Raw genomic sequence first — 26,697 nt, forward strand, 5'->3', positions numbered from 1 at the left:
AAAGGGCGAGGACATGGCCGAGCAGAAGCCGTCCCGGGGCCTGACGGGCGCCCTGGTCAAGCTGTGGCGCGGCGGCGAATATCAACTGAAGGTCATCGGGCGCACCGAATTCAGCGAGCACTACCTGCGCCTGCACTTCGACTCCGGCGTGCTGCTCGACGAGTGCCCCACGCATCCGACCATGTGGGTCCGCGGCTGGTTCCCCGACGGCGGCAGATCGCATCAGCGGGGCTACACGCTGGTCAACCCGGATCCGCAGGCGCGCACCGTCGACATCGACTTCGCCATGCACGACGGGGTGGCCACCCGCTGGGCCGGCGCCGCCCGCCCGGGCGACGTCCTCGAGGTCACCGTGCTGGGCAGCAACTTCCGGTTGCCGAATCCGGCGCCGGCCGGCTACGTCATCGTGGGTGACACCGCCTCGCTGCCGGCGATCAACTCGCTGCTGGAGGCCATCGACGGCGCGCCGGCCCGGGTGTTCCTCGAGGCCGGCCACGCCGGCGACCGCAAGTTGCCGGTGGCCGGCGCGGCCGAGGTCACGTGGGTGGACCGCCGGGATTCCGGGCAGGCCCTGATCGACGCGGTGCGCGCCGCGGCGTTCGACGCCGGCGACCACTTCGGCTGGGTGGCCTGTGACAACCGCACCACGCGTTCGGTGGCCCGGCTCTTGCGTGAGGACTTCGCGATCCCGCGGACCGCGATCAAGGCCCAGGCCTACTGGGTCGCCTGATCCCGCGGGGTCACGACCGGCGCCAGGAACTCCTCGGTCATCCGGCGTTCGTCGTCGTCGTCGCGGCCCGGGAACAGCAGCAGCGAGGTCAGCACGCGGACGATCCAGCGCGCCTTGCGTTCGACGGCCTCGGGGTCGGTGTCGGGGTCGCCGGGGCTCAGTGACACCACGAAGGCCGCGCTCATGGCCTTGACCACGTCGGAGGACTCGGCAATCTCGGCGCCGATGGGGGCGGTGCCGGCCGCGAACCAGGACTGCAGGGCCGCGTTGTTGCGCACCAGCCGCAGCGACGTCAACAACGCCTGCACTAGTCGCTGCCGGGGATCGTCGATGCCCTCGAGGGACTCCAGCAGTTGGTGATGCACCGCGTACGCCTCGCGGTGCACGTAGGCGGTGTACAACGCCTCGCGGTTCTCGAAGTACCGGTACAGGGTGGCCCGGGAGCACCCCGCGGCCCGGGCGATCTCGTTCATCCCCACCGACGCGGCCGGGCGCCGCGCGAACAACTCGCCCGCGGCGTCGAGGATGCGGTCCACCGCCGCTTCGCTGCGCGGCGACGCCAACCAGTTGTTACCGGCCATCACCGCACCCGCACCGGAACGGACAGTGGGCGGCGGACGTAACTTCCCCCGGCCCAGACTATTTCGGACTCGTCGACCTCGAATTCGGGGCACCGAGCCAGCAGCTCGCTCAGCGCCACCCGGGACTGCATCCGGGCCGCCGCCGCCCCCAGGCAGTGGTGGGCGCCGTGGCTGAACGTCAGGATGTTGCGGGGCCGGCGGGTGACGTCGAGGTCGCCCGCCGCGGGACCGTACTGGCGCTCGTCGCGGTTGCCGGAACCGTAGAGCAGCAACACCTTTCGCCCCTGCGGGATCGTGGTGTCGCCGAGCGTGACGTCGCGGGTCACGGTACGGGCCAGACCCTGCACGGGGGAGGTCAGCCGCAACAGCTCCTCGACCGAATCCGGGATCAGATCGGGGTTTTCGGCCAGCAGGCGACGCTGGTCGGGGTGGCGGTGCAGTAGTTGCATGGCGCCGCCCAGCATGCCGGTGGTGGTGTCGTTGCCCCCGGTCACCATGGTGAAGGTGAACGCCAGGATGGACAGCATCCCGGCGACGTCCCCGTCGGCCCCGACGCCGGCGGCGACCAGGTGCGACACCGTGTCGTCGGCCGGGTGCGCACGGCGGTGTTCCACCAGGGCGGTGAAGTAGGACATCATCTCGCCGAGGGCGTCGCCGAGTGTCGCCAGCGTGCCGCCCAGCCCGCCCTCGGTGGTGTTGGCCGCGACAATGGCGTCGGTCCAGCCGTCGAATCGGTCGCGATCCTGTTCGGGCACCCCGAGGTAGTGGGCGACCACCATCGACGGCAGCGGTTTGAACAATTCGGCGACAATGTCGCCGCCCCCGGCGGCGCGCAGTCGCTCGATGCGCTCGACGACGAACTCGCGGACCTGGGGTTCGACGGCCTCCACCTGGCGTGGGGTGAACCCGCGCGACACCAGCTTGCGAAATTCCGTGTGGGTGGGCGGATCCTGCATGACCATCGGCGGGTTGTCCTGCAGGCCGATCAGTTCCAGTTCGCCGTAGTTGACGGTCAGCCCGCCCGCCGAGGAGAACCTCTGGTGGTCGCGGGCCGCCGCCCAGATGTCGGCGTGCCGGGACAGCACGTAGTAGTCGTGCTCGGGGCGCTGCTCCGGAATCACATGGTGGACGGGGTCGTGGTCGCGCAACGCGCGGTACATCGGCCAGGGGTCGGCCCAGGTGTCGGCGTCGGCCAGGCGGAAGGCCGGATGCTCCACGACATGAGACAGATCAGCTGTCATGTCTCATGATTACGACACCAAGGGCGAAGTGTCAACAGCAGGGAGTCAGAAGATGGTGCCGGGGTTCAAGATGCCGTCGGGATCCAGGGCCCGCTTGATCCGGCTGTTGAGCTCCATCGCCTCGGGCCCGAGGTAGTCCGCCAGCCACGGCTTCTTCAGTCGCCCCACCCCGTGTTCGCCGGTGATGGTTCCGCCCAATGCCACGGCGAGTTCCATGATCTCGCCGAAGGCCTGCTCGGCGCGCCGGGTCATGTCGGGATCGGCGGGGTCGAACACGATCAGCGGATGGGTGTTCCCGTCGCCGGCGTGCGCGATGACCGAGATCATCAGGTCGCGCTCGGCGGCCAATTGCTCGATGCCGGTCACCAGGTCGGCCAGCGCCGACAGCGGTACGCCCACATCCTCGAGCAGCAGCGACCCTTTGGCCTCCACCGCGGGGATGGCGAACCGGCGCGCGGCGACAAAGGCCTCGCCCTCGTCGGGGTCGGCGGTCGAGAACACCTCGCGTGCACCGTGTTCGTTGAACACCGCCGCCATGAACTCGGCGTCTTCGGCGCCGGAGCGGCCGCGCTCGTCGGAGGTCGCCACCAGCATCGCGGCGGCGGTGCGGTCCAGGCCCATCTTGAGCTTGTCCTCGACGGCGTTGATGGCCGCCGCATCCATGAACTCCAGCATGGCGGGGCGGATCTTGCCGGTGACCGCGGCCACCGCTTCGCAGGCCGCGCGTACCGATCCGAAGGTGGCGACCACCGTGCACGCGCCGTGTTGGGCCGGCAGCAGGCGCAGGGTCACCTCGGTGATCACCCCCAGGGTGCCCTCGCTACCGACGAACAATTTGGTGAGGCTCAGTCCGGCAACGTCTTTGAGCCGCGGGCCGCCGAGCCGCACCGCGGTGCCGTCGGCCAGCACCACCTGCAGGCCCAGGACGTAGTCGGTCGTGACGCCGTACTTCACGCAGCACAGCCCGCCGGCGTTGGTGGCGATGTTGCCGCCGATACTGCAGATCTCGAACGACGACGGGTCCGGCGGATACCAGAGGCCATGTGCCGCAACGGCCTTCTTCACCTCCGCGTTGAGCAGCCCGGGCTGGGCCACCGCGGTGCGCGTCACCGGATCGACGGCGATCTCGCGCATCTTCTCCGTCGACAGCACGATCCCGCCGTCGAGCGCCGTCGCGCCGCCGGACAGCCCGGTGCCCATCCCTCGGGTCACCACCGCGACGCGGTTCTCGGTGGCCCAGCGCAGCACCGCCTGGACCTCCTCGGTGCGGGTGGGCCGCACCACGGCCAACGGCGTTCCGGCCGAGGGATCGAAGGCGCGGTCCTGGCGGTAGGAGCCCAGGATGTCGGGATCGGTGATCACCGTTCCCGCCGGTAGGTGCGCACTCAGCGCGGCGATCGCGGCGTCGGACACGCCACCGATCCTACGGTTCACCCGACGGCGAACACCCGGTAGTGCACGGCGGTCAACGACACCTCGTTGACGGCCAGCGTGTAGGTGCCGTTGAGCCATTGGTAGCGCGGGTCGCCGCTGTCGAACAGTGGGCTCGACCGGCCGTACATCTCGTCGTGCCGGATCAGTTCGCCCGTCCGGAAGCGGTCGACGGCCGCCGGCGACATCCGCACCCGGCCGATGTTGGTCACGTGCACCAGCGCGCCGTCGTCGGTGCGCAGGGTCGCCCGGACGTCGAGGCGCGAGACGCCGTCGGTGCCCACGAGCACCCAGTCGCCGCCGCCGGCGAGGAATTCACCGGACAGCGCGGGGCCATCGCAGCGGCCGCCGCCGATCACATAGGTCAGCCGGGTGCCCGCCGGCGCCGGTGCGGCGTGCACGGCGGAGATGGCCAGCCGGATGTCGGCGAGGTGTTCCAGGGTCGGGGTGGTGTCGATCTCGGGGTTCATCGTCCAAGGCTAGGAGTCGTACTTGGAAAAAACAAGTACTAAGTTGGAAATTCCAAGGATAGTTAGACTGGGTCGATGGTCCGCTCCTACGGTCAGTACTGCGCCCTGGCCAAAAGCCTCGATGTCGTCGGCGATCGCTGGTCGCTGCTGATCGTGCGGGAACTGCTCGCCGGACCACAGCGCTACGGCGACCTGCTCACCGCGCTCGCGCCCATCGCCACCGACATGCTGGCCTCCCGGCTTCGCGACCTGGAGTCCGACGACGTGCTGACCCGCCGCGAACTGGCCCGCCCCGCGACCGGTCGCGTGTACGAACTGACCGAACGCGGCCGCGCGCTCGAGGACGTCATCAGCGCCTACATCCGCTGGGGGCGCCCGCTGATCGAGACCCGTCACCCCGATGACGCGGTGCGCCCGCAGTGGATCGGGCGCGCGGTGCGCGCCCATGTGCGCCCGGACCGGCCCGGCGTCGACATCGTGCTGCGCCTCGTGATGCCCGAGGGGCCCTGGGTCGGGCGCATCGGGGAACGCGAGATCGAGGATCTCGACGGCGACGTCGCGGCCGATATCACGCTGACCGGTAGCGCCGAGACCCTCATGGCCGCAACCGATCCCGACCGCGTCGTGGCCCTGCAGGAAGCGGGGGAGCTGGCCGTCGACGGCGATCCCGCCGCGCTGGCCGCGCTCAGCCGGGTGTTCGATCCAGCTCCCGCAGCGACGGCAGGAAAACGGCGACCACGCCGATGACGATCATCGGGATCGACAGCGCCAGGAACGTCACCTGCAGGCCCGCGCCGTCGGCCAGCGGCCCGGCCACGATGAGCCCCACCGGCCCGGCCGCGTATGCCAGCGAACCCATCACCCCGACCACGCGCCCGCGCAGATGTTGCGGCGCCCGGGTCTGCATCACGTAGTTGTAGATGGGCTGGATGGGGCCGTACGCCAAGCCGCCGAGGGCCGCCATCACCAGGATCACCGGCAGCGGCGGCAGCACCGCGATCACCGTCATGGTCACTCCGAGCGTCAGCACCGCGGCGATCATCGTGGCGCGGCGGCTCATGAACCTCGAGGTCACCGCATACCCCAGCGCGCCCACCAGGCCGCCCACCGACAGCGCCATCAACACCCAGCCCAGCTGCGCGGGCTCGTCGCGGTCGGTGAAGTACTTCGGGAACAGCACGGCTTCCATCGGCATGTACAGCCCGACCACCGCGAGGTCGATCAGCGCGAGCGTCCGCAGCACCCGCAGGTTCCAGACGAATCGCAGCCCCTCGACGATCCCGGCCCACACCTGCTCGGGCAGCTGGGTGCGGTCGGGTGCGCCGGCCCCCTCCAACCGCAGCGCGCCGATCAGCGCCATCGAGGCCGCGAAGGCCCCGGCGGTCACCCACATGGTGTTGATGCCGCCGATCGTCGCGATCAGCACGCCACCGATGCCCGGCCCCACGATGTAGGCCAGGTTGAACACAGCCTCGTAACCGCTGTTGGCCTTGTCCAGCGTCCAGCCCGCCTGCGTCGCGGCCTCGGGCAGCATGGTTTCGCGCGCCGTCATCCCGGCCGGATCGAAGAACGCGCCGAACGCGGCCAGGGTCGCCAGCACGGCCACGTTGACGGCCTCGACCCCGAAGCTCAGCGCGACCACCGGCACCGTGGCCACCGACAGCGCGGAGAGCAGATCCGAGAGCATCGAGACCCGCCGCCGGCCCAGGTAATCCACCGCGGTCCCGGCGAACAGCGTCGCCACCAGCAGCGGCAGCGTGGCCGCCAGCGCCACCACCGAGGCCTCCATGGCCGACCCGTTGCGCTGCAGCACCAGCCACGGAAACGCGATGATCGAGATGCCGTTGCCGGCGCCGGCGACCAGCGCGGAGAACAGGATCAGCCCGAGCGGTACGCGGGAGCGACTGGCCATGGCGAATCGACGCTAGCAGTGCGAACCGCCGCGCGACCACGGATTTTCGACTGGCACCATGAGGGGGTGTTGCCGCATCCGCGAACCGGGCGACCGTTCGCCTCGCCGGTACCGCCCGGCACTGGCTGGCCGGGTGACCCGGCGACCGCGTCGACCCCGGTCGCCGAGGACGAGGCGGCCGTCGCGGAGTTGGCGGCCGCCGCCGCCGGCGTGCGCGAACTCGACGCGGAGGTCAGCGTGTGCCGGGCCTGCCCGCGGCTGGTGTCCTGGCGCGAGGAGGTCGCCGCGGTCAAGCGACGTTCCTTCGCCGATCAGCCGTACTGGGGCCGGCCGGTGCCCGGCTGGGGATCGGCGAAGCCCCGGCTGCTGATCCTCGGGTTGGCGCCGGCGGCCAACGGCGCCAACCGAACCGGACGGATCTTCACCGGGGACCGCTCCGGCGACCAACTGTTCGCCGCGCTGCACCGCGCCGGCCTGGTCAATCAGCCGCTGTCGGTGGATGCTGCGGACGGGTTGCGGGCCAACAAGATTCGCATCACCTCGCCGGTGCGCTGCGCCCCACCCGGGAATGCGCCCACCCCGGCCGAGCGGGTCACCTGCTCACCGTGGCTGCTGGCCGAGTGGGCGATGATCGCCCCGCACGTCCGGGTGATCGTGACGCTGGGCGGTTTCGCCTGGCAGGTGGCCCTCGGCCTGCTGGCCGGCCAGTTCGAGCGGCCCAGGCCCAAATTCGGGCACGGCGCCGTCGTCGAACTGGACTCGGGTCAGCAGCTGCTGGGCTGCTTCCATCCCAGCCAGCAGAACATGTTCACCGGCCGGCTGACCCCGGCGATGCTCGACGACATCTTCACCGACGCCCGCCGCCGCGCAAGCATCTGAGGTTCGGTGCGGCTGGGGGCGCTGAGCGCCCCTGAACGCACCCAAATCGGAAGCAAACCGCCGTGCCGTAGCGTTGAGATCGCTATGCAACTCTCTGTCCTGGACCTGGTCTCGGTGCGCACCGACCAGACCACCTCCGACGCGCTGGCGGCAACGGTGCGGTTGGCGCAGACCGCTGACCGGCTCGGCTACACCCGCTACTGGCTGGCCGAACACCACAACATGCCCGCCGTCGCGGCCACCAGCCCACCGGTGCTGATCGCCCATTTGGCCGCCCAGACCACCCGGATCCGGTTGGGCTCGGGCGGGGTGATGCTGCCCAATCACGCGCCGCTGGCCGTCGCCGAACAGTTCGCGCTCCTGGAGGCCGCCGCACCCGGTCGCATCGACCTCGGGCTGGGCCGGGCGCCGGGCAGTGACCCGGTCACCTCCATCGCATTGCGCGGACCGGCCGGCCGCGACGACTCCGACATCCAGAACTTTCCGCAATACCTCGACGAGGTCGCGGCGATGATGAGCCCGCGCGGGGTGCGCGTGGAACTGCCCGCGCATCTGGGCCGCTCCGACTACATCCTCAAGGCCACGCCGGTCGCGACGGGGCAACCGCGGATCTGGCTGCTGGGGTCCTCGATGTACTCGGCACACCTGGCCGCCGCCAAGGGGCTGCCGTACGTGTTCGCCCACCACTTCTCCGGTCAGGGCACCGAGGAGGCGCTGGAGATCTACCGTAGTGAATTCCAGCCCAGTGCACAGACTCCCGAGCCGGTGACGTTCCTGACCGTCAACGCCTCGGTGGCCGCCACCCGCGCCGAGGCCGAGGCGCTGCTGCTGCCGAACCTGCAGATGATGGCGCGGTTGCGCACGGGCCAGCCGTTGGGCGCCCTGGATCTGGTCGAGGACGCCGAGGCGCTGCGGCCCAGCGCGCAGGAGCAGCGGATCATCGACGCCGGCCGCGGCAAGAGCATCGTCGGCACCCCGGCCGAGGCGGCCGCGCAGCTGCGCACCTTGGCCGAGCGGTTCGGTGTCGACGAGGTGATGGTCAACCCGGTGTCCTCGGCGCGCCGCGGCACCGACCCGGCCACCGCCCCCGCCCGCGAGGCCACGGTCGAGCTACTGGCCAAGGAGCTGTTCTGAGCTACGGCGTCAAGACGATGATCGGGATGGGCCGGGTCGTACGCCGCTGGTAGTCGCGGTACATGTCGCGGTTGTTGGCATTGACGACCTCCCACAGCCGGGCGTAATCCGGGTCGTCGGGTAGCACGATGCGCGCGGTCACCGCGAATCGTCGTGGTCCGACGTTGATCTCGACGCGGGGCTGCTTCTTCAGGTTGAAATACCAGCCGGGCGCCTGGGGGCTGCCGCCCCGCGATGCCACCACCAGATAGTCGTTGCCGTCGTTGGCGTAGCTGAGCGAGGTGGTGCGCGGGAGGCCGGTCTTGGCGCCCACGGTGTGCAGCAGCAGCGCCGGGGCGAACCCGGGCAGCCGGTGCCCGATCCAGCCTCGGCTCTTCCGGTAGACCGTGTCGTGCACACCGAGGAACAGCACCAGATACTTCTCCAGGCGGGATTGACTCATGTCGTTCAGTCTGGCAGCTCGGCCAGGGCGTCCCGAAGGATCTGGGCCGTTGCCTCCCGGTCGGGGTCGCGCCGCACCACCAGGCCCTTGGCGAACGACAGCTTGTCGCCGTCCTGTCGGGGCGCCACGTGCAGGTGGATGTGGAAGACACTCTGGAACGCGGCCCGGCCGTCGTTGATGACGACGTTGTTGCCGTCGGCCTGCAACCCGGAGGCGCGCGCGGCCTGCGCGATCCGTTGCCCCAGCTTGACCATGCCGGCCAGCGTGTCGGCCGGGGTGTCCGTCAGGTCGACGTGATGCCGCTTGGGCAACACCAGGGTGTGCCCCCGCACGATCGGACGGATGTCGAGGATGGCCAAGAAGTCGTCGTCCTCGTGGACCCGGACCGCGGGGGCGGTGCCGGCGATGATGGCACAGAACACGCAAGAAGACATGCCCGCCACGGTAGTGGGCGGCGCACCGGCGGCTACGCCAGGTTCTCCTGCGCCCACTGCGCCAACCGGCGGTCGCGTTCGGCCGCGTCGACGTTCTCCACCCGGGTCATCACCGCCCAGCGCACCCCGAACGGATCCACCAGGGAGGCGAACCGATCCCCGGTGACGAAGGTCTGCAGCTCCTCGCGGATGGTGGCGCCGGCGTGCTTCGCGCGCTCGACCACCTCGTCGACGTCCGGGCAGTACAGCACCATCGAGTAGCAGACGGACTCCGAGCGGTCGGCGGCCTGCAGCCCGTACTGCGGGTTGGGGTCGCCGAGCTGCAACCGCCCGGTGCCGAAATCCAGTTCGGCGTGGGCGATCAGCGGGCGGTCGGCGTCGGGGACGGCCATCTTCTCGACCAACTCCGCGCCGAACACCGAGACGTAGAAGTCGATGGCGTCGGCGGCTCCGTCGATCACGAGGAACGGGGTCAGGCTGGTGTATCCCGCGGGGATGGGGGTGACGTTCATGGGCATGAGTTTCCTAGGCTGACCGTCGTGCCAGATTGGAAAACCGCGCCACCCGCGCAACCGCAGCGCGGCGTCGTCGGTCGCGTCGGCGCGGGTAGCGCCTACGACCTGCAGCGCTGGGAGCCGTCCCCGGCGACCGCCGAGTTCGTCGACCACTTCTGGTCGGTGAGCTGGGATTTGGCGGATGCCGAAGCGTTCGACAGCGCCGTGATCACGTTCCCGGTCGTGCACCTGACCCACGAATGGGGTGCCGACTCGCCGCGCCACGGCCACGCCCTGCCCGCCACCCTGATCCACGGGGTGGTCCCGGAGGTGTTCACCACCACGATCCGGGACCGGGGGCAGGTGGTGGGCGCGCGGTTCCGTCCGGGCGGTTTTGCGGCGCGCTTCGGCCGTGACGCGGCGCAGTACACCGGGCGCATCGTCGCGGTCGACGCCGAATTGTTCGGTGGCCCGCCTGGGCTGACCGAGGACCGGGTGGCCGCCGCGGACCGACTGGACGCGCTGATCGCGCAGCACGCCCCGGAACCGGATCCGACCTTCCGGGCGCTGGCCGATCTGCTGGACCGCCTGCGCGACGACAACGACCTGCAGCGGGTGGGGCAGGTGATGGAACTGTCGCCGTGGAGCTCCCGCACCACCCAGCGCATCTTCCGCCGATACGTGGGCGTGCCCGTCAAGTGGGTCCTGTGCCGCTACCGGTTGCAGCAGGCCGCGCTGGACATCGAGACCGAGCCGGGCGTGGATCTGGCGGATCTGGCGGCCCGGCTGGGCTGGTACGACCAGGCGCACTTCACGAACGACTTCCGGACCATGCTGGGCTGCACGCCCGGTCAGTACGCGGCCCGACACGGTCTGCCGCCCGAATAAAGTCGATATCCTCGCCCACATGGACTCCATCGAACTGGCGTTCGCCGGGGCTGCCGAGCAGGCCCGCCTGCTCGCCGCGGGCGCCGTGACCGCACCGACGCTCACCGAGCTGTACCTGGAGCGCATCGCCCGGATCGATCCCGAGTTGCGCTCGTATCGCGTGGTTTTCGCCGACGCCGCCCGCAAGCAGGCCGCGGCCGCCCAGGAACGGCTGGACGCCGGCGAGCGGCTGCCGCTGCTCGGGGTGCCGGTGGCGGTCAAGGACGACGTGGACGTCGCCGATGCCACCACCACCTACGGCAGCTCCGCGCACGGCCCCGCGCCGACCAAGGACGCCGAGGTGGTCCGGCTGCTGCGGGAGGCCGGCGCGGTGATCCTCGGCAAGACCGCGGTCCCGGAGATGATGATCTGGCCGTTCACCGAGACGGTGACGTTCGGCGCCACGCACAACCCGTGGGACATCTCCTACACCCCCGGCGGTAGCAGCGGCGGCAGCGCGGCGGCGGTGGCCGCGGGCCTGGCCCCGATGGCCCTGGGTTCCGACGGCGCGGGTTCGATCCGCATCCCGGCCACCTGGTGCGGGCTGTTCGGGATCAAGCCTCAGCGGGACCGGGTGCCGTTGACGCCGCACGACGACGCCTGGTGTGGGATGGTGAGCAACGGTCCGCTGACGCGCACGGTCGAGGACGCCGCGTTGTTCCTCGACGTCACGTGCGACAAGTCCATGCCGGGGCCCGAGGGCGGGTTCGTCGGGGCGGCCTCCCGCCCGCCGAACCGCCTGCGAATTGCGTTGACCACCAAGGTTCCTCCGCTGGTGACGGCGCGGGTGAGCGCCGAACACGCCGCCGCGGTGCATCAGGCCGGCCAGCTGCTGCGCGAACTCGGCCACGACGTGGTGATCCGCGACATCGACTACCCGCGCACGGCGGTGTACGGGCAGGTGCTGCCGCGTTATCTGCGCGGCATCTACGACGACGTGCGGGTGCTGCCGCATCAGGAGCGACTGGATTCCCGGACCCGGGGGATGGCCCGGATCGGCCGGATGTTCTCCGATGCTCGGATCGCCAAGATCCGGGCCGCCGAGGCGGATTTCGCGGACCGGGTGCAGGCCATCTTCGACGACGTGGACGTGGTGATCACGCCGGGCACCGCCACCGGCCCGTCCCGGGTCGGTGCGTATCGCCGGCTCGGTGCGGTCTCGACGTTGGCGCTGGTGGTGGCGCGGGTGCCGTTCCAGGCGGCCTTCAATGCGACGGGTCAGCCCGCGGCCGTGGTGCCCTGGGGGCTGGACCGCGCCGGCCTGCCGCTGTCGATCCAGTTGGTGGGCAGGCCCTTTGACGAGGCGACGCTGCTGTCGTTGGCCGCCGAGATCGAGGCCGACCGTCCGTGGGCGCAACGCCGCCCCGCGCTCAGCTAGGAGTCTGCTGAATTAGGGGTGTTTGGGGTGGGGTGCCTCGAAGCGCTGTGTGGCCGGTGGGTTCGGTCGGGTTCGGCGGTCGACTTTTTGTGGGGCCATCGCGGGCCGTGTTGAGCGTGGTGGATGGTGCTTGTGCCCGCAAAGGTCTGGTGGCGGGGGTCAGGCGATGGCCCAGTGGGCACCGGTGTGGGTCAATCCCAGGGTGATCAAGCGTCGCAGGTTCACCGCGGCGGCGCGGTGGTGCAGCCAGTGATCGTTCTTGGTGACGCCGCGGTAGCGGACTTTACGGTTGCCTCGAGCTAGCCAGGCAATGGTCCGCTCCACCATGGGCCGGTGAGTGCGATATTCGTTGAGCCAGTCCGGGTTTCGCGATTCTTTGCGCGCTGCCCGCTGGAGAGCATCGTAGGGCCGCAGGGTGAGGCTGCGACCGCCGTGACTGGTGGTGCACTGTGCCCGCAATCGGCATCCGCGGCACGCGGCACCGAAGGTGACGCTGCCAGAGGCGGTGATGGGGCGGGTCAGCGCGGCCGGACAGGTTGCCGTCTTGTTGCGGTGATCGATAGCGAAGTCATCGACGGTGAAACCCCCGGCGACCGCCGAGCGCACCGGCGCGGACTTAACCCGATCGACATGCTTGGCCTCGGCCAGATGCGCACGAAATTCGCCGCTGCCGTAGGCCGAATCACCCAGCACCGTCACTGGCGCATCTTCCCCGGCGAGCAGCTGCGCGGCCACTGCCGAGTCGTGGGTGTCGGGGCCGCTGGCCTTGGTCAAAGCGCAGTCGGTGATGATGCCGGTGTCCGGCTCCACCGCGATGTGGGCTTTGAAGCCGTCCTGGCGACGATGCACCGTCTTGTGGGCGTGACGGGCCTCAGGATCGACGGTAGAGATCACCCGATCCGCAGCCACCCGTTGCGCGATACGCCACCGCCCGTCGGTGCCATCAGAATCGTCGACGGGTTCGACATCCTGGCCGGCGATCAACGCCAACAACGCCACCGCCTCGGCAGCGCGGGCGCCGAGTTCCTGCTCGGGCAGATGCCCCAACAGGCGGTGGGCATCGCCGACCAGGGCGTCCACCAACGCTGCACGCGCGGCGGCGTCATCCCAGGTGATCGATGGTTTACCCGGGTCGTCGTAATCATGGGCGCCGCACTGGGCGGCGATGACCTCCCCGGCACCGGGGACCTCGCGACGGACCCGGCGGATCGCCCCGATCAACTGGGTCACGGTGTCCTGGGTGGCCACCGCATCGTCAAGGATCGTCGAATCCAAGGCTCGTCGTGTCTTGCCCGCCAGCGCACCGGTGGCCGCCACGACAGCTTTGACGGCCTCGAAGATGCGGTTCGGGCGGTCCGAGGCCGCCAACCGGCGCCGCCAGTAGGTCAACGTCGTCGAATGGAACGCCCCGGCGGTGATCGGTAGCCCGCACGCGGCTTTCCACCGCAGATCGAAGGTCACCGCATCGACGGTCTCGTTATCGGAGAAACCGTGTAAGGCCTGCAACGTGATCACCGAAGCCATCACCTCGGCCGGCACACTGGGACGTCCCCGCCGCGACGGGAACAGATCGGCGAACATCTCCTCGGGAAACAACTCGCGTCGATGGGCAGCCAGAAACGCGAACACGCTGTCGGACTTCAGAAGATGCCCCGCAACCGATTCGGCATCCAACAACTCACGCTGATCCTCAGAGCGACCCTGCACTCACCAATTGTCCCCAAAACCCCAGCACAACTGGGTCCGCCACGCGGGATTAATTCAGCAGACTCCTAGAGCGCCACAGCCCTCCTTACGCGAGCGGGCGCGTCCCCGGCCGACACGCCGTCGCAATCACGGGTTTTCCGCACGCTCGCGGCCACCGAAGGCGGCGGCGGGCAGCTCAGTCGAGCAGCGCTGCCCGCCAGGCCGCCAGCTTGGTCTCGAAGCTCACCGTGTGTGCCGGACTGGTCGACGGCAACCGCCGGTAGCGCAGCGGGGCCGCCACCCGGACCAACCGGCGATAGTTGGCCTCGGCCGCACCGCCGGTGAAGAACACCCGCTCGATGCTCGGATACTCGGCGAAGAATGATTCAAAATCATTGGCCACCATGCTGTCTCGCTCCACCGCGGCATCCAGGCTGCCGGGCCGACGGCAGAACGCCAGCACGTCCCAGACGGCGTAACCGGCCGACATCAGCGCCGCGGCCCGCTGCTCGTAGGGCGCCGCGGCGTCGAATCCGCACAGCTGCGCCATGATCGGCCAGAATGCGTTGCGCGGGTTGCCGTAGTACTGCTGCCGCTGCAGGGACAGCACGCTGGGCGCGTTGCCCAGGAACAGCGTCCGGGCCCCGGGCCGAACCAGCGGGGCGAAGCCCACCACCTCGGGGCCGCGCGGGGAGTCCGTCATCTTCGAGATCATGCACGGTACGTTGAGCACTGTGCAGGTGGACCCGCAGATCGAGGCATCCGGGCTGTTGGACGGCTTGGACGGGCAGGCGCGTGCCGAACGAGCCGAGTTGGTCGCCTGGATGCTGGGCAAGGGTTTCACCGTCGAACACCTCCGCGGAGCCTTCTCCCCGATGCTGCTGGCCGCGCGGCGCCTGATCGGCGACGACGCCTCCTACGTCTCCACCCGTGAGATCGCGGAAATGACCGGCATGGACGTGGAGTTGGTGCGACGGGCGCTGCGTGCGTTCGGTCTGCCCAACGTCGACGATCCCGACGAGCAGGTGTACCTGCGGGCCGACGGCGCGGCCCTGATGCACACGGCGCGTTTCCTCGAGATGGGCTTCGACCCGGAGGACCTGCTGCAGGCCACCCGCATCCTGTCCGAGGGGCTGTCGAATGCCGCCGAGGTGATGCGCTATGCGGCGCTGGCGGCGGTATTGCGGCCCGGGGCAACCGAACTCGAGATCGCGCGCGGTACCGAGAAGGTGGTCTCCGAGGCCGCCCCGCTGCTCGGGCCCATGATCGAGGACATGCTGCTGGTGGCGCTGCGCCACGCCATGGAAACCGAGGCGGTCAACGCCTCCGAACGGGTGTCGGGCTCGCCGCTGCCCGGGGCCCGCATGGTTGCGGTGGCCTTCGCGGATCTGGTCGGGTTCACCCGCCTGGGCGAGGACATGCAGCCCGCCGAACTCGAACACCTCGCGCACCGGCTGGCGACGATGGCGCGCGACGTCGCGCAGCCTCCGGTGCGGTTCGTCAAGGCCATCGGCGACGCCGTCATGCTGGTCTGCCCGGAGCCGGAACCGCTGCTGCGGGCGCTGCTGGAGTTGGCCGGCGCGGCGGAGGCGGACGCCGACTTCCCGCGGTTGCGGCTCGGAATGTCCTACGGCGAGGCCGTCAGCCGCGCCGGCGACTGGTTCGGCGGTTCGGTGAACCTGGCCAGCCGCGTGACGGGGGCGGCGCGGCCCGGTGCGGTGTTGGTGGCGGAGTCGGCCCGCGAGGCGATCGGGGACGTCGACGGCATGCGCTGGTCGTTCGTCGGGGCCCGGCACCTGAAGGGAATCAAGGGCGATACCAAGCTGTTTCGCGCCCGACCGGCGGACTGAACGCTACTGCGGCGGCGTGACCGGGGCCCCTTCCGACGGCTGCACAATGACGAAGCCGTTGCCCTGGAACGCCACCTGCAGCGCCTCACCGGAGCCGCGGCCGATCAGTGCGCCGGCCTTGAAGCTCGTCTTCAACTGGGTCTGCAGATTCGCCGACCATGCCACCACGGCGTCGGTGTCGGCGAAGGTGGGCGCCTCCGCGGCGTCGAGGACCACCGGAGGTCCATCGGTGGTCAGCGCCACCCAGCCGGTGCCGCGCAACGTGGTGTTGAACAGTCCGCCGGTGGCGATGCTGCCGCCCTTCACCCGTTCGATATTCCAGTCCAGGCTGCTGGAGAAGGCCAGAACGTTCTTGCCGCTGATGGAGAGCCCGGTGTTGGACAGCTGCAACAGGTGGACGTCGCAGGCTCGGTCGGCCAGGAACACATCGCCCTGACCCTGACAGCGCATCAGCGGCAGTCCCTCCCCGGTGAACGCCTTCTTGAGGAACCGCGACGCGCCGCCGCCCTCGAAGGCGAAGTCGACGTTGCCCTGGTAGGCCACCATCGAGCCCTGCCGGGCCATGAACGGCTCGCCGAGTCGTACCCGCAGCATCCGTGGGTTCTGGTTGGCGATCGGGGTTCCGGACTTCTCGGCGAAACGCCCGTCGACCAGGTCGCCGGTGATCCCGGCGAAGCCTTCTTGTGCCGGCGTCGGCGCGGCGGCCTCCGCGGCCGCCGCCGCATGCTGCGGCTCGGGCGGGGCACCGAGCGGGACCTGGTGCACCTGCCCCTGGTGGGACACCTGGTCGGTCCAGTTCTGGCCGTCCCACCAGCGGTATTCGAAGCGGCCCTCCGGATCTGGATGCCATTGGCCTGCCATGGTCAGCCTTCCTGATCGGTGAAATTCGTGCCGAAGAACAAGAGTAGGGGCGAAGCGTTGCCGTTCGCAGGGGCAGCGCGCATCCTGGGACCATGGCAGGTAAGGAAATCGACCGGACCCGGGCAAACAGTGCGCTGCAGGTGCTCAAGCAGCATCCGGGGATGGTGTTGTTCGTCGTGTCGCCGGCGCTGATCGTGTTCGCCGTGGTGTGGTTCGCGGGCTCGCCGGGCTGGGCGTTGCTGCTGCTGGTCGCCGCGTTGGTGGCCGGTGGTGCCGCGCTGCTGCTCAAGCGCTGAAACCCCGCGCGTTCGCCGGCGGTGAACGCCGTCCCCGCGGCAGTGTAACGGTGTAATTTTGTAATCATGAAACGACAACATGGTCGCGGGACGGTACTCCCGGACGCCGCCGAGGCCCCCGACTGGTTCGCCGGCCGGCTTCCCGACGGGTGGTTCGAGGGCGATCCGGAGGTCATCGTGGACCGCGAAGAAATCACCGTCATCGGCACGCTCCCCACGCCCGACGGCGAGGAGAGTCCGGCCCACGCCTCCGGGCGGGTCGCCAAGTTCCGCGAAGAGACCCGGTCCAAGCGCATGCGCATCGCCGACGAGGCGCAGGATCGCTTCGCGCGCAAGGTGTCCTGGGGGGTGCGCGTCGGCGACGAACGCACCCTGTTCACCCACCTCACCGTGCCGGTCATGACCCGGCTGCGACAGCCCGAGCGTCAGGTGCTGGACATCCTCGTCGACGCCGGGGTGGCCCGATCGCGCTCCGATGCGCTGGCCTGGTCGGTCCGGTTGGTGGGCGAGCACACCGAGGACTGGCTGAGCAAGCTGCGGGAGGCGATGTCGGAGGTCGACAAGCTGCGCGGGCAGGGGCCCCAGCTGTAGCCGGTCAGGCCTGCGTCATGTCCCAGTAGGCCCCGTGGCGCTCGAGCAGCTCGGCATGCGTGCCCTGCTCGACGATGCGGCCGCGGTCGACCACCAGGATCAGGTCGGCATCCCGGATGGTCGACAACCGGTGGGCGATGATGAAACACGTACGGTCCCTGCGCAGTTCGGCCATCGCGTGCTGGATCACCAGCTCGGTGCGGGTGTCCACCGAACTGGTCGCCTCGTCGAGCACCAACAGTCGCGGTCGGGCCAGGAACGCGCGCGCGATGGTGATCAGCTGCTTCTCGCCGGCGCTGAGCATGCCGTTGTCGTCGCTGACCACCGTGTCGTAACCGTCGGGCAGGGCGTGGACGAACCGGTCGACGAAGGCCGCCCGGCCGGCCTCCAGGATTTCCTCGCGACTCGCGTCGGGCCGGCCGTAGGCGATGTTCTCGGCGATGGTGCCGCCGAACAGCCAGGTGTCCTGCAACACCATCGCGATGCCCGCGCGCAGGGAACCGGCACTGACGGTGGCGATGTCGACACCGTCGATCAGGATCCGGCCCGCGTCCACGTCGTAGAACCGCAACAGCAGGTTGACCAGCGTGGTCTTGCCCGCGCCGGTGGGACCCACGATCGCCACGGTGCTGCCGGGCTCGGCGACCAGGGACAGATCCGCGATCACCGTCTGGTCGTCGCGATAACCGAAGCTGACGTTCTCGAACTCCACCCGCGGCGGCGAATCGGTGTGCGGCAGGGCGGCATCGGGATCCGGCGGCAGCTCCACCTCGTCGAGGAAGTCGAAGACCCGCTCGGCGCTGGCGATCCCGGACTGCAGGGTGTTGTACATGCCGGCGACCTGCGTCAGCGGCTGGTTGAACTGGCGGACGTACTGGATGAACGCCTGGATGCTACCCAGGCTGATCTGGCCGGTGGCCACCTTCAGGCCGCCCAGCACCGCCACCGCCACATAGCTGAGGTTGCCGACGAACGTGGTGGCCGGCGAGATCAACCCGGAGAAGAACTGCGCCCCGAAGCCGGCATGGAACACCTCGTCGTTGCGTTCGGCGAACATCCTGCGCACCGCGTCGCGGTGACCGTAGGTCTTCACCACGGTGAAACCGCTGTAGGTCTCCTCGATCAGCGCGTTGAGGCGGCCGGTGTGGTGCCACTGCGCGGCGAACATCCGCCGGGAGCGGCGGGTGACGGCCCGCGTCACCCACAACGACAGCGGCACCGTCAACACCGTGATCAGCGTCAGCAACGGCGAGATGGTCAGCATCATCACCACGACGGCGAAGATGGTCAACACGGCCGACAGCAATTGGCTGATCGACACGGCCAGGGAGGTCTGGACGTTGTCGATGTCGTTGGTGACGCGGGACAGCAGCTCACCGCGCTGGCGAGTGTCGAAGTGCGACAGCGGAAGCCGGTGTACCTTACGTTCGACGTCGGCGCGCAGCGCCACCATGGTGCGCTGCACCGCGACGTTGAGCAGGCGGGCCTGGATCCACACCAACAACGCCGCCACCAGGTACAGGGCCAGCGCCAGCAACAGGGTCCGTCCGACCGCGCCGAAATCCACGCCTTGTCCCGGAACGAGATTCATCCCGGACAGCAGATCGGCGAAGGTGTCGTCGCCGCGGTCCCGGGCGGCCGCCACGGCCTGCTCCTTGCTGATCCCGGCCGGCAGCTCGCGGCCGATCACGCCGTTGAACAACAGATCGGTGGCGTGCCCGAGGATCCGCGGTCCGATCACGCCCAGCGCGATGCCGAAGATCGACAGCATGATCACCGTGATCGTCAGGGCTCGCTGCGGTGTCAGCCGTTTGACCAGGCGGATCGCCGCGGCCCGGAAATCCCGGGAGCGTTGCGGCGGCCCCTGCTCCATGGCGCGCAGCCCGCCGCGCAGCGGGCCGCTCACGGCTGCTCCCCGGACCCGGCGTGCACGGCCTGCGAGTCGGCGATCTCGGCGTAGGTGGGACATTCGTCGAGCAGGTGCGCGTGGGTACCCGTGCCGACCACGCGGCCGTCGTCGAGCACGATCACCTGATCGGCCGAGGTGATGGTGGAAATCCGCTGGGCCACAACGACGACGGTGGCATCCGGCGCCACCTCCTGCAGGTTGGCGCGCACCCGGGCGTCGGTGTGCACATCGAGGGCGGAGAACGCGTCGTCGAACAGGTACACCGCGGGCCGACGGATGACGGCGCGGGCGATCGCCAAGCGTTGCCGTTGGCCACCGGAGAAGTTGATGCCGCCCTGGGCCACCCGCATCTCGAGGCCGTCGGGATGCGCGGCGATGAATCCGTCGGCGCAGGCCACCCGCAGCGCCTCCCACATGTCGGCCTCGGTGGCATCCGCGCGGCCATAACGCAGGTTGGCAGCCACCGTCCCGGAGAACAGGTATCCGCGCTGCGGCACCACCCCGAACGCCGACCACAACCGCTCGGTCCGGTAGTCGCGGACGTCGACCCCGTCGAGCAACACCGCGCCCGAGCTGACGTCGTACATCCGGCACAGCAACGCGATCAGCGTCGACTTGCCGGATCCGGTGCTGCCGACGATGGCGGTGGTGGTCCCCGGCCGCGCGGTGAACGAAACATCGTGCAGGACGGGTTGTTCGGCGCCGGGATACCGGAACGAGACGCGGTCGGCGGACAGCGTCGGGACGCGGGAGCCGACGGGTTCGACCGGGTCCGCGGGATCGGCGACGGCCGGGGTGGTGGCCAGTACCTCGCCGATGCGTTCGGCGCACACCGAGGCCCGCGGCAGGACCGCGAGGAAGATCGTGGCCATCAGCACGGCCATCAGAATCTGCATGAAGTAGGACAGGAACGCGATCAACGCGCCCACCTGCATCTGGCCGCCGTCGATGCGCAGCCCACCGAACCAGATCACCGCGACGCTGGAGATGTTGATGGTCAGCGTGGTCACCGGCAGCATCAGCGCCTGCCAGCGGCCGGCCTCCAGCGCGGTGTCCGACAGGGTCTGGTTGGCGACGGCGAACCGGTTGTGCTCGAAGGGCTCCCGGGCGAAGGCGCGGATCACCCGGATGCCGGCCAGTTGCTCGCGCATCACCCGGTTGATGCCGTCGATCAGCTCCTGCATCCGGCGGTAGATCGGCAGCAGGTGGCTGATGATCCAGTAGTTCGCCAGGCCCAGCACCGGGATGCTGACGATCAGCAGCCACGCCAGCCCGGGGTCCAGATGGATCGCCATGAACACCCCGCCGACGCACATGATCGGCGCGGTCACCAGCACCGTGAACGTCATCTGCACCAGCATCTGGATCTGCTGGACGTCGTTGGTGGTGCGGGTGATCAGCGACGGCGCCCCGAAGCGCCCGGTCTCGTGTTCGGAGAACGTCGTGACGTGGTGGAACATCGCGGCGCGCAGGTCGCGGCCGAAGCTCATGCCGGTGCGGGACCCGAAGTAGACCGCGCCGACCGCGCACAGCACCTGCAGTGCGGTGACGGCCAGCATCACCCCGCCGAGGCGCACGATGGTGTCGGTGTCGCCGACGGCCACGCCGTCGTCGATGATGGCGGCGTTGACCGTCGGCAGGTACAGCGACGCCATCGTGCTGATCAGCTGCAGCGTCATCACGGCGGCCACCAGCGGCCGGTACGGCCGGACATACTGTCGCAGCAGCGCCCGGAGCATCCCGTAACTGTTGCACACCGGCCCCGCTCGGGTCCCGCACGCTGCGGTCGGCTCGAATTCCACGACAAAAGACCAGGTCAATGGGCGTGTCGATGGTTCGTCGGCGGCGCTGCCGCTACAGTGCATGGGGTGACCGGGAGAACGTGGGCGGCGGCTGCCCTGGCAGCGGGTATGGCACTGCTGGCCGGATGCTCGAGCGACGACACCAGCGATCCGCAGGCCGGGGGTGACGTGCCGGCCAGCGCCGAGGCGCAGCACGGACCGGTGTTTCCCCAGTGCGGCGGCATCAGCGACGAGACCGTCAGCGAGCTCACCCAGGTTCCGGGCCTGGTCAACACCGCGACCAACTCCGTGGGGTGCCAGTGGTTGGCCGGCGGCAGCATCGCCGGACCGCACTTCTCTTTCACGTCGTTCCGCGGCAGTCCGATCGGTCGGGAACGCAAGACCCAGGAGCTGTCCCGCGACAGCGTGGAGGACATCACCATCGAGGGCTACGACGGCTTCATCGCCATCGCCCGCAACCTGCTGACCGGTGTGGACACGCTCTGCGAGGTGGGCATCCAGTTCGACGACGACTTCATCGAATGGTCGGTGAGCTACGCCGCTGCGCCCTTCCCGGACCCGTGTGAGGTGGCCACCGAGTTGACCCGGCAATCGATCGTGAACGCGCAGAAATGAGCGATTCGGTGCGACACCTTCCCTCCCGAGTTCCCGCCGGCCGGGCGCGGCACCGCGTCCTGGGCGGCGTGGCCGCCGTCGCCGCGCTGGCGATCCTGACCGGCTGCTCCGCGACGGTGGACGGCAATCCGGTCAAGGCCGGCGCCGGGCCGCGCAACAACGAGTCCGCGGAGACCTACCCGAACCTGCTCAAGGAATGCGACGTCCTGACCAGTGATGTGCTGGCCGAGACCGTGGGCGCCGAACCCGACGCCATCCAGAGCACCTTCGTCGGGGCGGTGTGCCGTTGGCAGGCCAGCAGTCAGACCGGCCTGGTGGACATCACCCGGTTCTGGTTCGAGACCGGCAGCCTGGACAACGAGACCCGGGTCGCCCAGGAACTCAACTACCAGATCGAGGAGCGGCGGGTGGCCGGCGTGGCCTCGATCGTCATGCGCACCGGCGACGCCAACGGCGGCTGCGGGGTGGCCAGTGACGCGGCCGGCGTGGTCGGCTGGTGGGTCAACCCGCAGGCCCCCGGCGTCGACGCCTGCGAGCAGGCCATCGCCCTCATGGAGTTGACGCTCGCCACCAGTTCCTGATCCGCCGGCGCGTGCCCGGCGCTCAGCGGGGAACGTGGAAGGCGGTCAGCGCCGCGCTGCCGAGTTCGACGGCCGACCAGGGACCGGTGATGCGCAGCACCGCCATCGCCGAGGTCGGATACTTGACCGAGATGCGCTCCGCGGCAGTCGCGTTGGTTCCGGGCGCGCCGGCCAGTCCGAGCGCCAGCGCCGACATCGTCGGCTCGTGGCCGATCACCAGCAAGGTCTGGACGTCGAAATCGAAGTACTGCTCGACGGCGTTGATCTCGGCGATCAACGCCCCCGGGGTCGCCCCGTAGATGCGGTCGGTGATGTGCGCGGGCGCCTCGATCCCGGTCCGCTGCAGGGTCTGGCGGGTCCTGGTGGCCGACGAGCACAGCACCGCCTGCACGGGCGGTTCCACCGGGGCGCCGTCGCGCAGCCAGTCCCCGGCCAGTCCGGCTTCGCGTTCACCGCGCGGCGCCAGCGGTCGGTCGTGGTCGGCCACGCCGTCGGGATAGGCGGACTTCGCGTGCCGCAGCAGCACCAGATTTCGTCGTTGCTCGCTCACACCGGCCACGTTAGGCCAACTTGTCGGAGCGCGGTCATACACTCGCCACGACCGGGCTTCGAACAGCCGCCGAGGACGAGGACAGAAGGTAGGGGACGCCGTGCGATTCGTGCACACCGCCGACTGGCAGCTGGGGATGACCCGGCACTTTCTGGAAGGTGAGGCGCAACCCCGGTATTCGGCGGCACGCCGGGAAGCGGTGGCCGGCCTGCGGACGCTGGCCGAGGAACACGGGGCCGAGTTCGTGGTGGTGGCCGGCGACGTGTTCGAGGACAACCACCTCGACCCGGAGGTCATCGGCAAGTCGTTGGAGGCGATGCGCGCCATCGGCATCCCGGTGTACCTGCTGCCCGGCAACCACGATCCCCTCGACGCCGCGTCGGTGTACACCAGCGCACTGTTCACCGCGGAGGCCCCGGCCAACGTCACCGTCCTCGACCGCGCCGGCCGGCACCAGATCCGGCCCGGTCTGGAACTCGTCGCGGCGCCGTGGCGGTCCAAGCGCCCCACCACCGATCTGGTCGCCGAGGTGCTGGCCGACCTGCCCGCCGACGGCACCACCCGGATCCTCGTCGCGCACGGCGGGGTCGACGTCCTGGATCCGGACCCCACCCGGGTGTCGCTGATCCGGCTCGAGGCGGTGCAGGAGGCGCTCGACCGCGGTGCCGTGCACTATGTGGCCTTGGGGGACAAGCATTCTCGTACCTGTGTCGGAGACTCGGGCCGGGTCTGGTACTCGGGTTCCCCGGAGGTCACCAACTATGACGACATCGAGCCCGACCCCGGGCACGTCCTGGTCGTCGACATCGACGAGTCCGACCCGGCGCGGCCGGTGCGGGTGGATGCGCACCGGGTCGGGCGCTGGCGGTTCGTCACCCTGCCCCCGATGCAGCTCGACAACAGCCGGGACATCGCCGATCTCGACGTCAATCTGGACCTGATGCCGGACAAGGAACGCACGGTGGTGCGGCTGGTGTTGACCGGAACGCTGACCGTGACCGACCGGGCTCGGCTCGACGCCTGCCTGGACAAGTACGCGCGGCTGTTCGGCTGGGTCGGGTTGTGGGAACGGCACTGCGATATCGCCGTGGTGCCCGCCGACGCGGAGTTCTCCGACATCGGCATCGGCGGTTTCGCCGCCAGCGCGGTCGAGGAATTGATGGCCACCGCGCGCGGCGACGACCCGGCGGTGGCCAAGGACGCGCAGGCCGCCCTGGCGCTGCTGCTCCGGTTGTCCGGGACGTTGGCGACGCCGAAAAGCGGTGCGGCATGAGGCTGCATCGGCTGGTGCTGACGAACTACCGCGGCATCACCCACCGCGAGATCGAGTTCGCCGAGCAGGGCGTGACGGTGGTGTGCGGCGCCAACGAGATCGGCAAGTCGTCGATGATCGAGGCGCTAGACCTGCTGCTGGAGTCCAAGGACCGGTCCAACAAGAAGGACGTCAAGCAGGTCAAGCCCACCCACGCCGACGTCGGCGCGGAGGTCACCGCGGAGATCAGCACCGGTCCGTACCGGTTCGTGTACCGCAAGCGGTTCCACAAGAAATGCGAAACCGAGTTGCAGATCCTCGCGCCCGCACGCGAGCAACTCACCGGCGACGAGGCCCATCAGCGCGTCCGCGGGATGCTCGACGAGACCGTGGACACCGGGCTGTGGCAGGCCCAGCGTGTGCTGCAGGCCGCCTCGACCTCGGCGGTGGACCTGTCCGGGTGTGACGCGTTGTCGCGGGCGCTCGACGTGGCCGCCAGCGACGCCGTCGACGGCCTGTCGGCCGGTCTCTCGGGCGTCGAACCGGTGTTGATCGAGAAGATCGACGCCGAGTACGCCCGCTACTTCACCGCGACCGGACGTGCGACCGGCGAGTGGGCGGCGGCGATCGCCGCCGTGAAGACCGCCGAGGATGAGGTGGCCACGCAGGCCGCGGCGGTCGCCGAGGTCGAGGAGCGGGTGCGCGCGCACGCCGCGCTGTCCACCGAACTCGAGGCCCTGACCGCCCGGCGCGCGGACGCGGCGGAGCGGCTCCGGGAGGCGCAGTCCGCGGCCGAGGCGGTGGCAAAGCTCAGTGCCGAGGCACGCGCCGCCGAATCCGACGCGGCCACCAAGGCGGCGGCCGAGGCCACCGCGACGGCCGCCCTCGAGGAGCGCCGGCGCCTGCGCGAGGACGTGCAGACCCGGCAGGAGGCCCTCACGGCCGCGGAGACCGCCGCCGTTGCGGCCACCGAGTCCGAGGCCACCGGTGCCGAGGTGGTGAAGGCCGCCGAGGTTGCCGCCGCCGCGGCCGAGCAGGAACTGCAGGCCCTCGACCAGCGGGTGCGGCTGGCCCGGCAGGTGGTCGACCGGCTCGCCGAGGCGGCCGAGGCCGAGCGACTGACCGCGCTGGTCGGCCGGTTCGACACCGTGCAGACCGAGCGGGCGACCGTGGCCGCCGAGCTGGCACGGATCACCTTGACCGACAACCAGTTCCGCGGGATTGAGGTGGCCGCGGCCGCCGTCGATCGGGCCCGGGATCAGGCGGAGCTGACGGCTGCGGCCATCGAGTTCACCGCCGAGACCGACATGGAACTCGCGGTGGGGGAGCGGCGCATCACCCTGACCGCCGGCGAAACCTGGTCGCTGAGCGCGGCCGATGCCGCGTCGGTGGCGCTGCCCGGGATCCTGCGCGTCGACGTCAAGCCCGCCGCCACGGCCGTGGACACCCACGCGAAACTGGCTGCCGCACAGGCACACCTGACGCAGCTGCTGGCCGAGGCGGAGGTGGCCGACGTCGAACAGGCCCGCGGGCTACGGGACCGGCGAGCCGAGCTGACAGGGCGCCGGGACCAGCTCGACGCCACGTTGTCGGGGATCACCGGCGCCGACGACATCGACGAGCTCCGCGCCCGGCTCGCCGCGTTGCGGTCCGACCCGGCACCCGAGATCGACGCTGCGGCGGCGAAATCCGAGTTGGCCGCCGCCGAGCAGGCGCTGCGGGAGGCGGCGACACACGCCGAGACCCAACGCAAGGTCGTCACGGCGGCCATCAAGCAACTGTCCGAGCGCACCGCCGCGGCCGCGACCGCCCGCAACCTGGTGACGGTGGCACGCGCCGAGCTGACCGCCAGCACCGAACGGCTGGCCGCGCTGCGCGCCGAGCAGTCCGACGAGGACGCCGCGGCGGTCGCGCAGGTCGCCGTCGAGGCGGCTCGGGTGGCACAGCAGCGGGCCGCCGAACTCGCGGCACAGCTGGCCGAGGCCGGCCCCGACGCAGTGACCGCCGCCCTGGCCGCCGCGCGCGTCGACGCCGACGACGTCGACGCCCGCCATGGCGACACCGCCCGCGCGTTGCGCGACATCGAGGTGGAGCTGGCGGTCTTCGGCACCGAGGGCCGCACCGGCAAGCTCGATGCCGCGAAGATCCGCCGCGAGCACGCTCTCGCGGCCTACGCGCGGGTGCAGCGTCGGGCACGGGCGGTGGAACTGCTGCGTACGGTGATGAACCGGCACCGCGACAACACCCGGCTGCGTTACGTCCAGCCGTTCCGCACCGAGGTGGAGCGGTTGGGCCGCACCGTGTTCGGCGAGACCTTCGAGGTCGAGGTCGACAGTGACCTGTGCATCCGCAACCGCACCCTGGACGGCCGCACGGTGCCGTTCGAATCGTTGTCCGGCGGCGCCAAGGAACAGCTGGGCATCGTGGCGCGGCTCGCGGTCGCCGCGCTGGTGGCCCACGAGGACACCGTGCCCGTGGTCATCGACGACGCGCTGGGCTTCTCCGACCCCGAGCGGCTGGCCCGGATGGGCGCGGTGTTCGACCAGGTCGGTGCCAACGGTCAGGTCATCGTGCTGACCTGCTCACCGGAGCGGTACAACGCCGTCAGCGGCGCGCACCGGGTGCAGCTGAGCGCCTGACTCTGCGATTTG

27 protein-coding genes are annotated in these 26,697 nt (G+C 70.1%); 13 read left to right on the forward strand and 14 right to left on the reverse strand.

Features of this window, described 5'->3' with window-relative positions:
- The first annotated feature begins 13 nt into the window (after window positions 1–13).
- Window positions 14–730: a siderophore-interacting protein gene (locus R2K23_RS06070; protein WP_316517089.1), complete on the forward strand. Its 717-nt coding sequence runs from the start codon at window positions 14–16 to the stop codon at window positions 728–730.
- Here R2K23_RS06070 and R2K23_RS06075 read toward each other — a convergent pair.
- From R2K23_RS06075 to R2K23_RS06090, 4 genes are read right to left on the reverse strand one after another with little or no spacing between them, the layout of a single operon-like run.
- Window positions 715–1,311 carry a TetR/AcrR family transcriptional regulator gene (locus R2K23_RS06075; protein ID WP_316515184.1) on the reverse strand — a complete coding sequence of 199 codons (597 nt, stop codon included), beginning with the start codon at window positions 1,309–1,311 and terminating at the stop codon, window positions 715–717. The genes R2K23_RS06070 and R2K23_RS06075 overlap by 16 nt on opposite strands.
- Window positions 1,311–2,552 carry a cytochrome P450 gene (locus R2K23_RS06080; RefSeq protein WP_316515186.1) on the reverse strand — a complete coding sequence of 414 codons (1,242 nt, stop codon included), beginning with the start codon at window positions 2,550–2,552 and terminating at the stop codon, window positions 1,311–1,313. The genes R2K23_RS06075 and R2K23_RS06080 overlap by 1 nt, the downstream gene beginning before the upstream one ends.
- Before the next feature lie 45 nt (window positions 2,553–2,597).
- Window positions 2,598–3,965, reverse strand: coding sequence for an FAD-binding oxidoreductase (locus R2K23_RS06085; protein ID WP_316515187.1), 1,368 nt, complete (start codon window positions 3,963–3,965; stop codon window positions 2,598–2,600).
- Window positions 3,966–3,982: 17 nt separating this feature from the next.
- Window positions 3,983–4,453: a DUF3237 domain-containing protein gene (locus tag R2K23_RS06090; protein ID WP_316515190.1), complete on the reverse strand. Its 471-nt coding sequence runs from the start codon at window positions 4,451–4,453 to the stop codon at window positions 3,983–3,985.
- Window positions 4,454–4,528: 75 nt separating this feature from the next.
- Here R2K23_RS06090 and R2K23_RS06095 point away from each other — a divergent pair, with 75 nt between their 5' ends.
- On the forward strand, window positions 4,529–5,200 hold the full coding sequence (locus R2K23_RS06095; protein WP_316515191.1) for a winged helix-turn-helix transcriptional regulator: 672 nt from the start codon (window positions 4,529–4,531) through the stop codon (window positions 5,198–5,200).
- Here R2K23_RS06095 and tap read toward each other — a convergent pair.
- Window positions 5,139–6,365 carry a multidrug efflux MFS transporter Tap gene (gene tap / locus R2K23_RS06100; protein ID WP_316515193.1) on the reverse strand — a complete coding sequence of 409 codons (1,227 nt, stop codon included), beginning with the start codon at window positions 6,363–6,365 and terminating at the stop codon, window positions 5,139–5,141. The two genes, R2K23_RS06095 and tap, sit on opposite strands and share 62 nt — an antisense overlap.
- A gap of 66 nt (window positions 6,366–6,431) precedes the next feature.
- On the opposite strand from tap, the gene R2K23_RS06105 reads away from it, so the two are divergent.
- Together R2K23_RS06105 and R2K23_RS06110 are read left to right on the forward strand one after the other, a co-directional pair.
- A complete protein-coding gene (locus R2K23_RS06105) occupies window positions 6,432–7,244 on the forward strand; it encodes a uracil-DNA glycosylase (RefSeq protein ID WP_316515195.1) in 813 nt (270 codons plus the stop codon).
- An 84-nt stretch (window positions 7,245–7,328) separates the two neighbouring features.
- Window positions 7,329–8,378, forward strand: a complete 1,050-nt coding sequence (locus R2K23_RS06110) for an LLM class flavin-dependent oxidoreductase (protein WP_316515197.1) — start codon at window positions 7,329–7,331, stop codon at window positions 8,376–8,378.
- Between the two features lies 1 nt (window position 8,379).
- Here the strand turns inward: R2K23_RS06110 and R2K23_RS06115 are convergent, their stop codons facing one another.
- Genes R2K23_RS06115 through R2K23_RS06125 form a run of 3 tightly spaced genes read right to left on the reverse strand, consistent with a single transcriptional unit; the run spans window position 8,380 to window position 9,766 of the window.
- Window positions 8,380–8,820 carry a nitroreductase family deazaflavin-dependent oxidoreductase gene (locus R2K23_RS06115; RefSeq protein WP_316515199.1) on the reverse strand — a complete coding sequence of 147 codons (441 nt, stop codon included), beginning with the start codon at window positions 8,818–8,820 and terminating at the stop codon, window positions 8,380–8,382.
- Window positions 8,821–8,825: 5 nt separating this feature from the next.
- Window positions 8,826–9,254, reverse strand: coding sequence for an HIT family protein (locus R2K23_RS06120; protein ID WP_316515201.1), 429 nt, complete (start codon window positions 9,252–9,254; stop codon window positions 8,826–8,828).
- 32 nt (window positions 9,255–9,286) lie between these two features.
- Complete coding sequence (locus tag R2K23_RS06125; protein WP_316515204.1) at window positions 9,287–9,766, reverse strand: VOC family protein; 480 nt, start codon at window positions 9,764–9,766, stop codon at window positions 9,287–9,289.
- A gap of 27 nt (window positions 9,767–9,793) precedes the next feature.
- Here R2K23_RS06125 and R2K23_RS06130 point away from each other — a divergent pair, with 27 nt between their 5' ends.
- Both R2K23_RS06130 and R2K23_RS06135 read left to right on the forward strand, forming a co-directional pair.
- The gene (locus tag R2K23_RS06130) at window positions 9,794–10,636 is read left to right on the forward strand and encodes an AraC family transcriptional regulator (RefSeq protein ID WP_316515206.1); all 843 of its coding nucleotides are present in this window, start codon (window positions 9,794–9,796) and stop codon (window positions 10,634–10,636) included.
- Between the two features lie 19 nt (window positions 10,637–10,655).
- Complete coding sequence (locus R2K23_RS06135; RefSeq protein ID WP_316515209.1) at window positions 10,656–12,053, forward strand: amidase; 1,398 nt, start codon at window positions 10,656–10,658, stop codon at window positions 12,051–12,053.
- 159 nt (window positions 12,054–12,212) lie between these two features.
- On the opposite strand, the gene R2K23_RS06140 is transcribed toward R2K23_RS06135, so the two are convergent.
- On the reverse strand, window positions 12,213–13,760 hold the full coding sequence (locus R2K23_RS06140) for an IS1182 family transposase (protein WP_316510727.1): 1,548 nt from the start codon (window positions 13,758–13,760) through the stop codon (window positions 12,213–12,215).
- Window positions 13,761–13,935: 175 nt separating this feature from the next.
- Window positions 13,936–14,442, reverse strand: coding sequence for a DNA-deoxyinosine glycosylase (locus R2K23_RS06145; RefSeq protein WP_316515211.1), 507 nt, complete (start codon window positions 14,440–14,442; stop codon window positions 13,936–13,938).
- A 10-nt stretch (window positions 14,443–14,452) separates the two neighbouring features.
- On the opposite strand from R2K23_RS06145, the gene R2K23_RS06150 reads away from it, so the two are divergent.
- Window positions 14,453–15,589, forward strand: a complete 1,137-nt coding sequence (locus tag R2K23_RS06150) for an adenylate/guanylate cyclase domain-containing protein (RefSeq protein WP_316515213.1) — start codon at window positions 14,453–14,455, stop codon at window positions 15,587–15,589.
- Between the two features lie 3 nt (window positions 15,590–15,592).
- Here the strand turns inward: R2K23_RS06150 and R2K23_RS06155 are convergent, their stop codons facing one another.
- Window positions 15,593–16,450 (reverse strand): AIM24 family protein, encoded by an 858-nt coding sequence (locus tag R2K23_RS06155; RefSeq protein WP_316515215.1) that lies wholly within the window; start codon window positions 16,448–16,450, stop codon window positions 15,593–15,595.
- 92 nt (window positions 16,451–16,542) lie between these two features.
- Between R2K23_RS06155 and R2K23_RS06160 the strand changes: the two genes are divergently transcribed.
- A complete protein-coding gene (locus R2K23_RS06160) occupies window positions 16,543–16,746 on the forward strand; it encodes a hypothetical protein (RefSeq protein WP_316515218.1) in 204 nt (67 codons plus the stop codon).
- 66 nt (window positions 16,747–16,812) lie between these two features.
- On the forward strand, window positions 16,813–17,337 hold the full coding sequence (locus R2K23_RS06165) for a hypothetical protein (RefSeq protein WP_316515220.1): 525 nt from the start codon (window positions 16,813–16,815) through the stop codon (window positions 17,335–17,337).
- A gap of 4 nt (window positions 17,338–17,341) precedes the next feature.
- Here R2K23_RS06165 and R2K23_RS06170 read toward each other — a convergent pair whose 3' ends face one another.
- Both R2K23_RS06170 and R2K23_RS06175 read right to left on the reverse strand, forming a co-directional pair.
- Entirely contained in the window at window positions 17,342–19,243 is a 1,902-nt protein-coding gene (locus tag R2K23_RS06170; RefSeq protein WP_316515222.1) for an ABC transporter ATP-binding protein, read from the reverse strand.
- Window positions 19,240–20,985, reverse strand: coding sequence for an ABC transporter ATP-binding protein (locus R2K23_RS06175; protein ID WP_316515225.1), 1,746 nt, complete (start codon window positions 20,983–20,985; stop codon window positions 19,240–19,242). Before R2K23_RS06175 ends, R2K23_RS06170 begins: the two co-directional genes overlap by 4 nt.
- A 171-nt stretch (window positions 20,986–21,156) precedes the next feature.
- On the opposite strand from R2K23_RS06175, the gene R2K23_RS06180 reads away from it, so the two are divergent.
- On the forward strand, window positions 21,157–21,663 hold the full coding sequence (locus tag R2K23_RS06180; protein WP_316517091.1) for a DUF3558 domain-containing protein: 507 nt from the start codon (window positions 21,157–21,159) through the stop codon (window positions 21,661–21,663).
- Complete coding sequence (locus R2K23_RS06185; RefSeq protein ID WP_316515228.1) at window positions 21,660–22,244, forward strand: DUF3558 domain-containing protein; 585 nt, start codon at window positions 21,660–21,662, stop codon at window positions 22,242–22,244. The genes R2K23_RS06180 and R2K23_RS06185 overlap by 4 nt, the downstream gene beginning before the upstream one ends.
- Before the next feature lie 22 nt (window positions 22,245–22,266).
- Here the strand turns inward: R2K23_RS06185 and R2K23_RS06190 are convergent, their stop codons facing one another.
- Window positions 22,267–22,794, reverse strand: coding sequence for a SixA phosphatase family protein (locus R2K23_RS06190; protein WP_316515230.1), 528 nt, complete (start codon window positions 22,792–22,794; stop codon window positions 22,267–22,269).
- 100 nt (window positions 22,795–22,894) lie between these two features.
- Between R2K23_RS06190 and R2K23_RS06195 the strand changes: the two genes are divergently transcribed.
- Together R2K23_RS06195 and R2K23_RS06200 are read left to right on the forward strand one after the other, a co-directional pair.
- Window positions 22,895–24,067, forward strand: coding sequence for a metallophosphoesterase family protein (locus R2K23_RS06195; protein WP_316515234.1), 1,173 nt, complete (start codon window positions 22,895–22,897; stop codon window positions 24,065–24,067).
- Window positions 24,064–26,685: an AAA family ATPase gene (locus R2K23_RS06200; protein ID WP_316515237.1), complete on the forward strand. Its 2,622-nt coding sequence runs from the start codon at window positions 24,064–24,066 to the stop codon at window positions 26,683–26,685. The genes R2K23_RS06195 and R2K23_RS06200 overlap by 4 nt, the downstream gene beginning before the upstream one ends.
- Window positions 26,686–26,697: the final 12 nt, after the last annotated feature.

It is taken from the genome of Mycolicibacterium sp. MU0050 (assembly GCF_963378085.1).
Taxonomy (GTDB): domain Bacteria; phylum Actinomycetota; class Actinomycetes; order Mycobacteriales; family Mycobacteriaceae; genus Mycobacterium; species Mycobacterium wendilense.

Bases quoted from the DNA above. Each gene is read 5' to 3' on its own strand.
- R2K23_RS06070 (WP_316517089.1), top strand. From the start codon at position 14: ATGGCCGAGCAGAAGCCGTCCCGGGGCCTGACGGGCGCCCTGGTCAAG.
- R2K23_RS06075 (WP_316515184.1), bottom strand. From the start codon at position 1,311: ATGGCCGGTAACAACTGGTTGGCGTCGCCGCGCAGCGAAGCGGCGGTG.
- R2K23_RS06080 (WP_316515186.1), bottom strand. From the start codon at position 2,552: ATGACAGCTGATCTGTCTCATGTCGTGGAGCATCCGGCCTTCCGCCTG.
- R2K23_RS06090 (WP_316515190.1), bottom strand. From the start codon at position 4,453: ATGAACCCCGAGATCGACACCACCCCGACCCTGGAACACCTCGCCGAC.
- R2K23_RS06095 (WP_316515191.1), top strand. From the start codon at position 4,529: ATGGTCCGCTCCTACGGTCAGTACTGCGCCCTGGCCAAAAGCCTCGAT.
- tap (WP_316515193.1), bottom strand. From the start codon at position 6,365: ATGGCCAGTCGCTCCCGCGTACCGCTCGGGCTGATCCTGTTCTCCGCG.
- R2K23_RS06110 (WP_316515197.1), top strand. From the start codon at position 7,329: ATGCAACTCTCTGTCCTGGACCTGGTCTCGGTGCGCACCGACCAGACC.
- R2K23_RS06115 (WP_316515199.1), bottom strand. From the start codon at position 8,820: ATGAGTCAATCCCGCCTGGAGAAGTATCTGGTGCTGTTCCTCGGTGTG.
- R2K23_RS06120 (WP_316515201.1), bottom strand. From the start codon at position 9,254: ATGTCTTCTTGCGTGTTCTGTGCCATCATCGCCGGCACCGCCCCCGCG.
- R2K23_RS06125 (WP_316515204.1), bottom strand. From the start codon at position 9,766: ATGAACGTCACCCCCATCCCCGCGGGATACACCAGCCTGACCCCGTTC.
- R2K23_RS06135 (WP_316515209.1), top strand. From the start codon at position 10,656: ATGGACTCCATCGAACTGGCGTTCGCCGGGGCTGCCGAGCAGGCCCGC.
- R2K23_RS06145 (WP_316515211.1), bottom strand. From the start codon at position 14,442: ATGACGGACTCCCCGCGCGGCCCCGAGGTGGTGGGCTTCGCCCCGCTG.
- R2K23_RS06150 (WP_316515213.1), top strand. From the start codon at position 14,453: ATGCACGGTACGTTGAGCACTGTGCAGGTGGACCCGCAGATCGAGGCA.
- R2K23_RS06155 (WP_316515215.1), bottom strand. From the start codon at position 16,450: ATGGCAGGCCAATGGCATCCAGATCCGGAGGGCCGCTTCGAATACCGC.
- R2K23_RS06160 (WP_316515218.1), top strand. From the start codon at position 16,543: ATGGCAGGTAAGGAAATCGACCGGACCCGGGCAAACAGTGCGCTGCAG.
- R2K23_RS06165 (WP_316515220.1), top strand. From the start codon at position 16,813: ATGAAACGACAACATGGTCGCGGGACGGTACTCCCGGACGCCGCCGAG.
- R2K23_RS06175 (WP_316515225.1), bottom strand. From the start codon at position 20,985: ATGCTCCGGGCGCTGCTGCGACAGTATGTCCGGCCGTACCGGCCGCTG.
- R2K23_RS06180 (WP_316517091.1), top strand. From the start codon at position 21,157: ATGGCACTGCTGGCCGGATGCTCGAGCGACGACACCAGCGATCCGCAG.
- R2K23_RS06185 (WP_316515228.1), top strand. From the start codon at position 21,660: ATGAGCGATTCGGTGCGACACCTTCCCTCCCGAGTTCCCGCCGGCCGG.
- R2K23_RS06200 (WP_316515237.1), top strand. From the start codon at position 24,064: ATGAGGCTGCATCGGCTGGTGCTGACGAACTACCGCGGCATCACCCAC.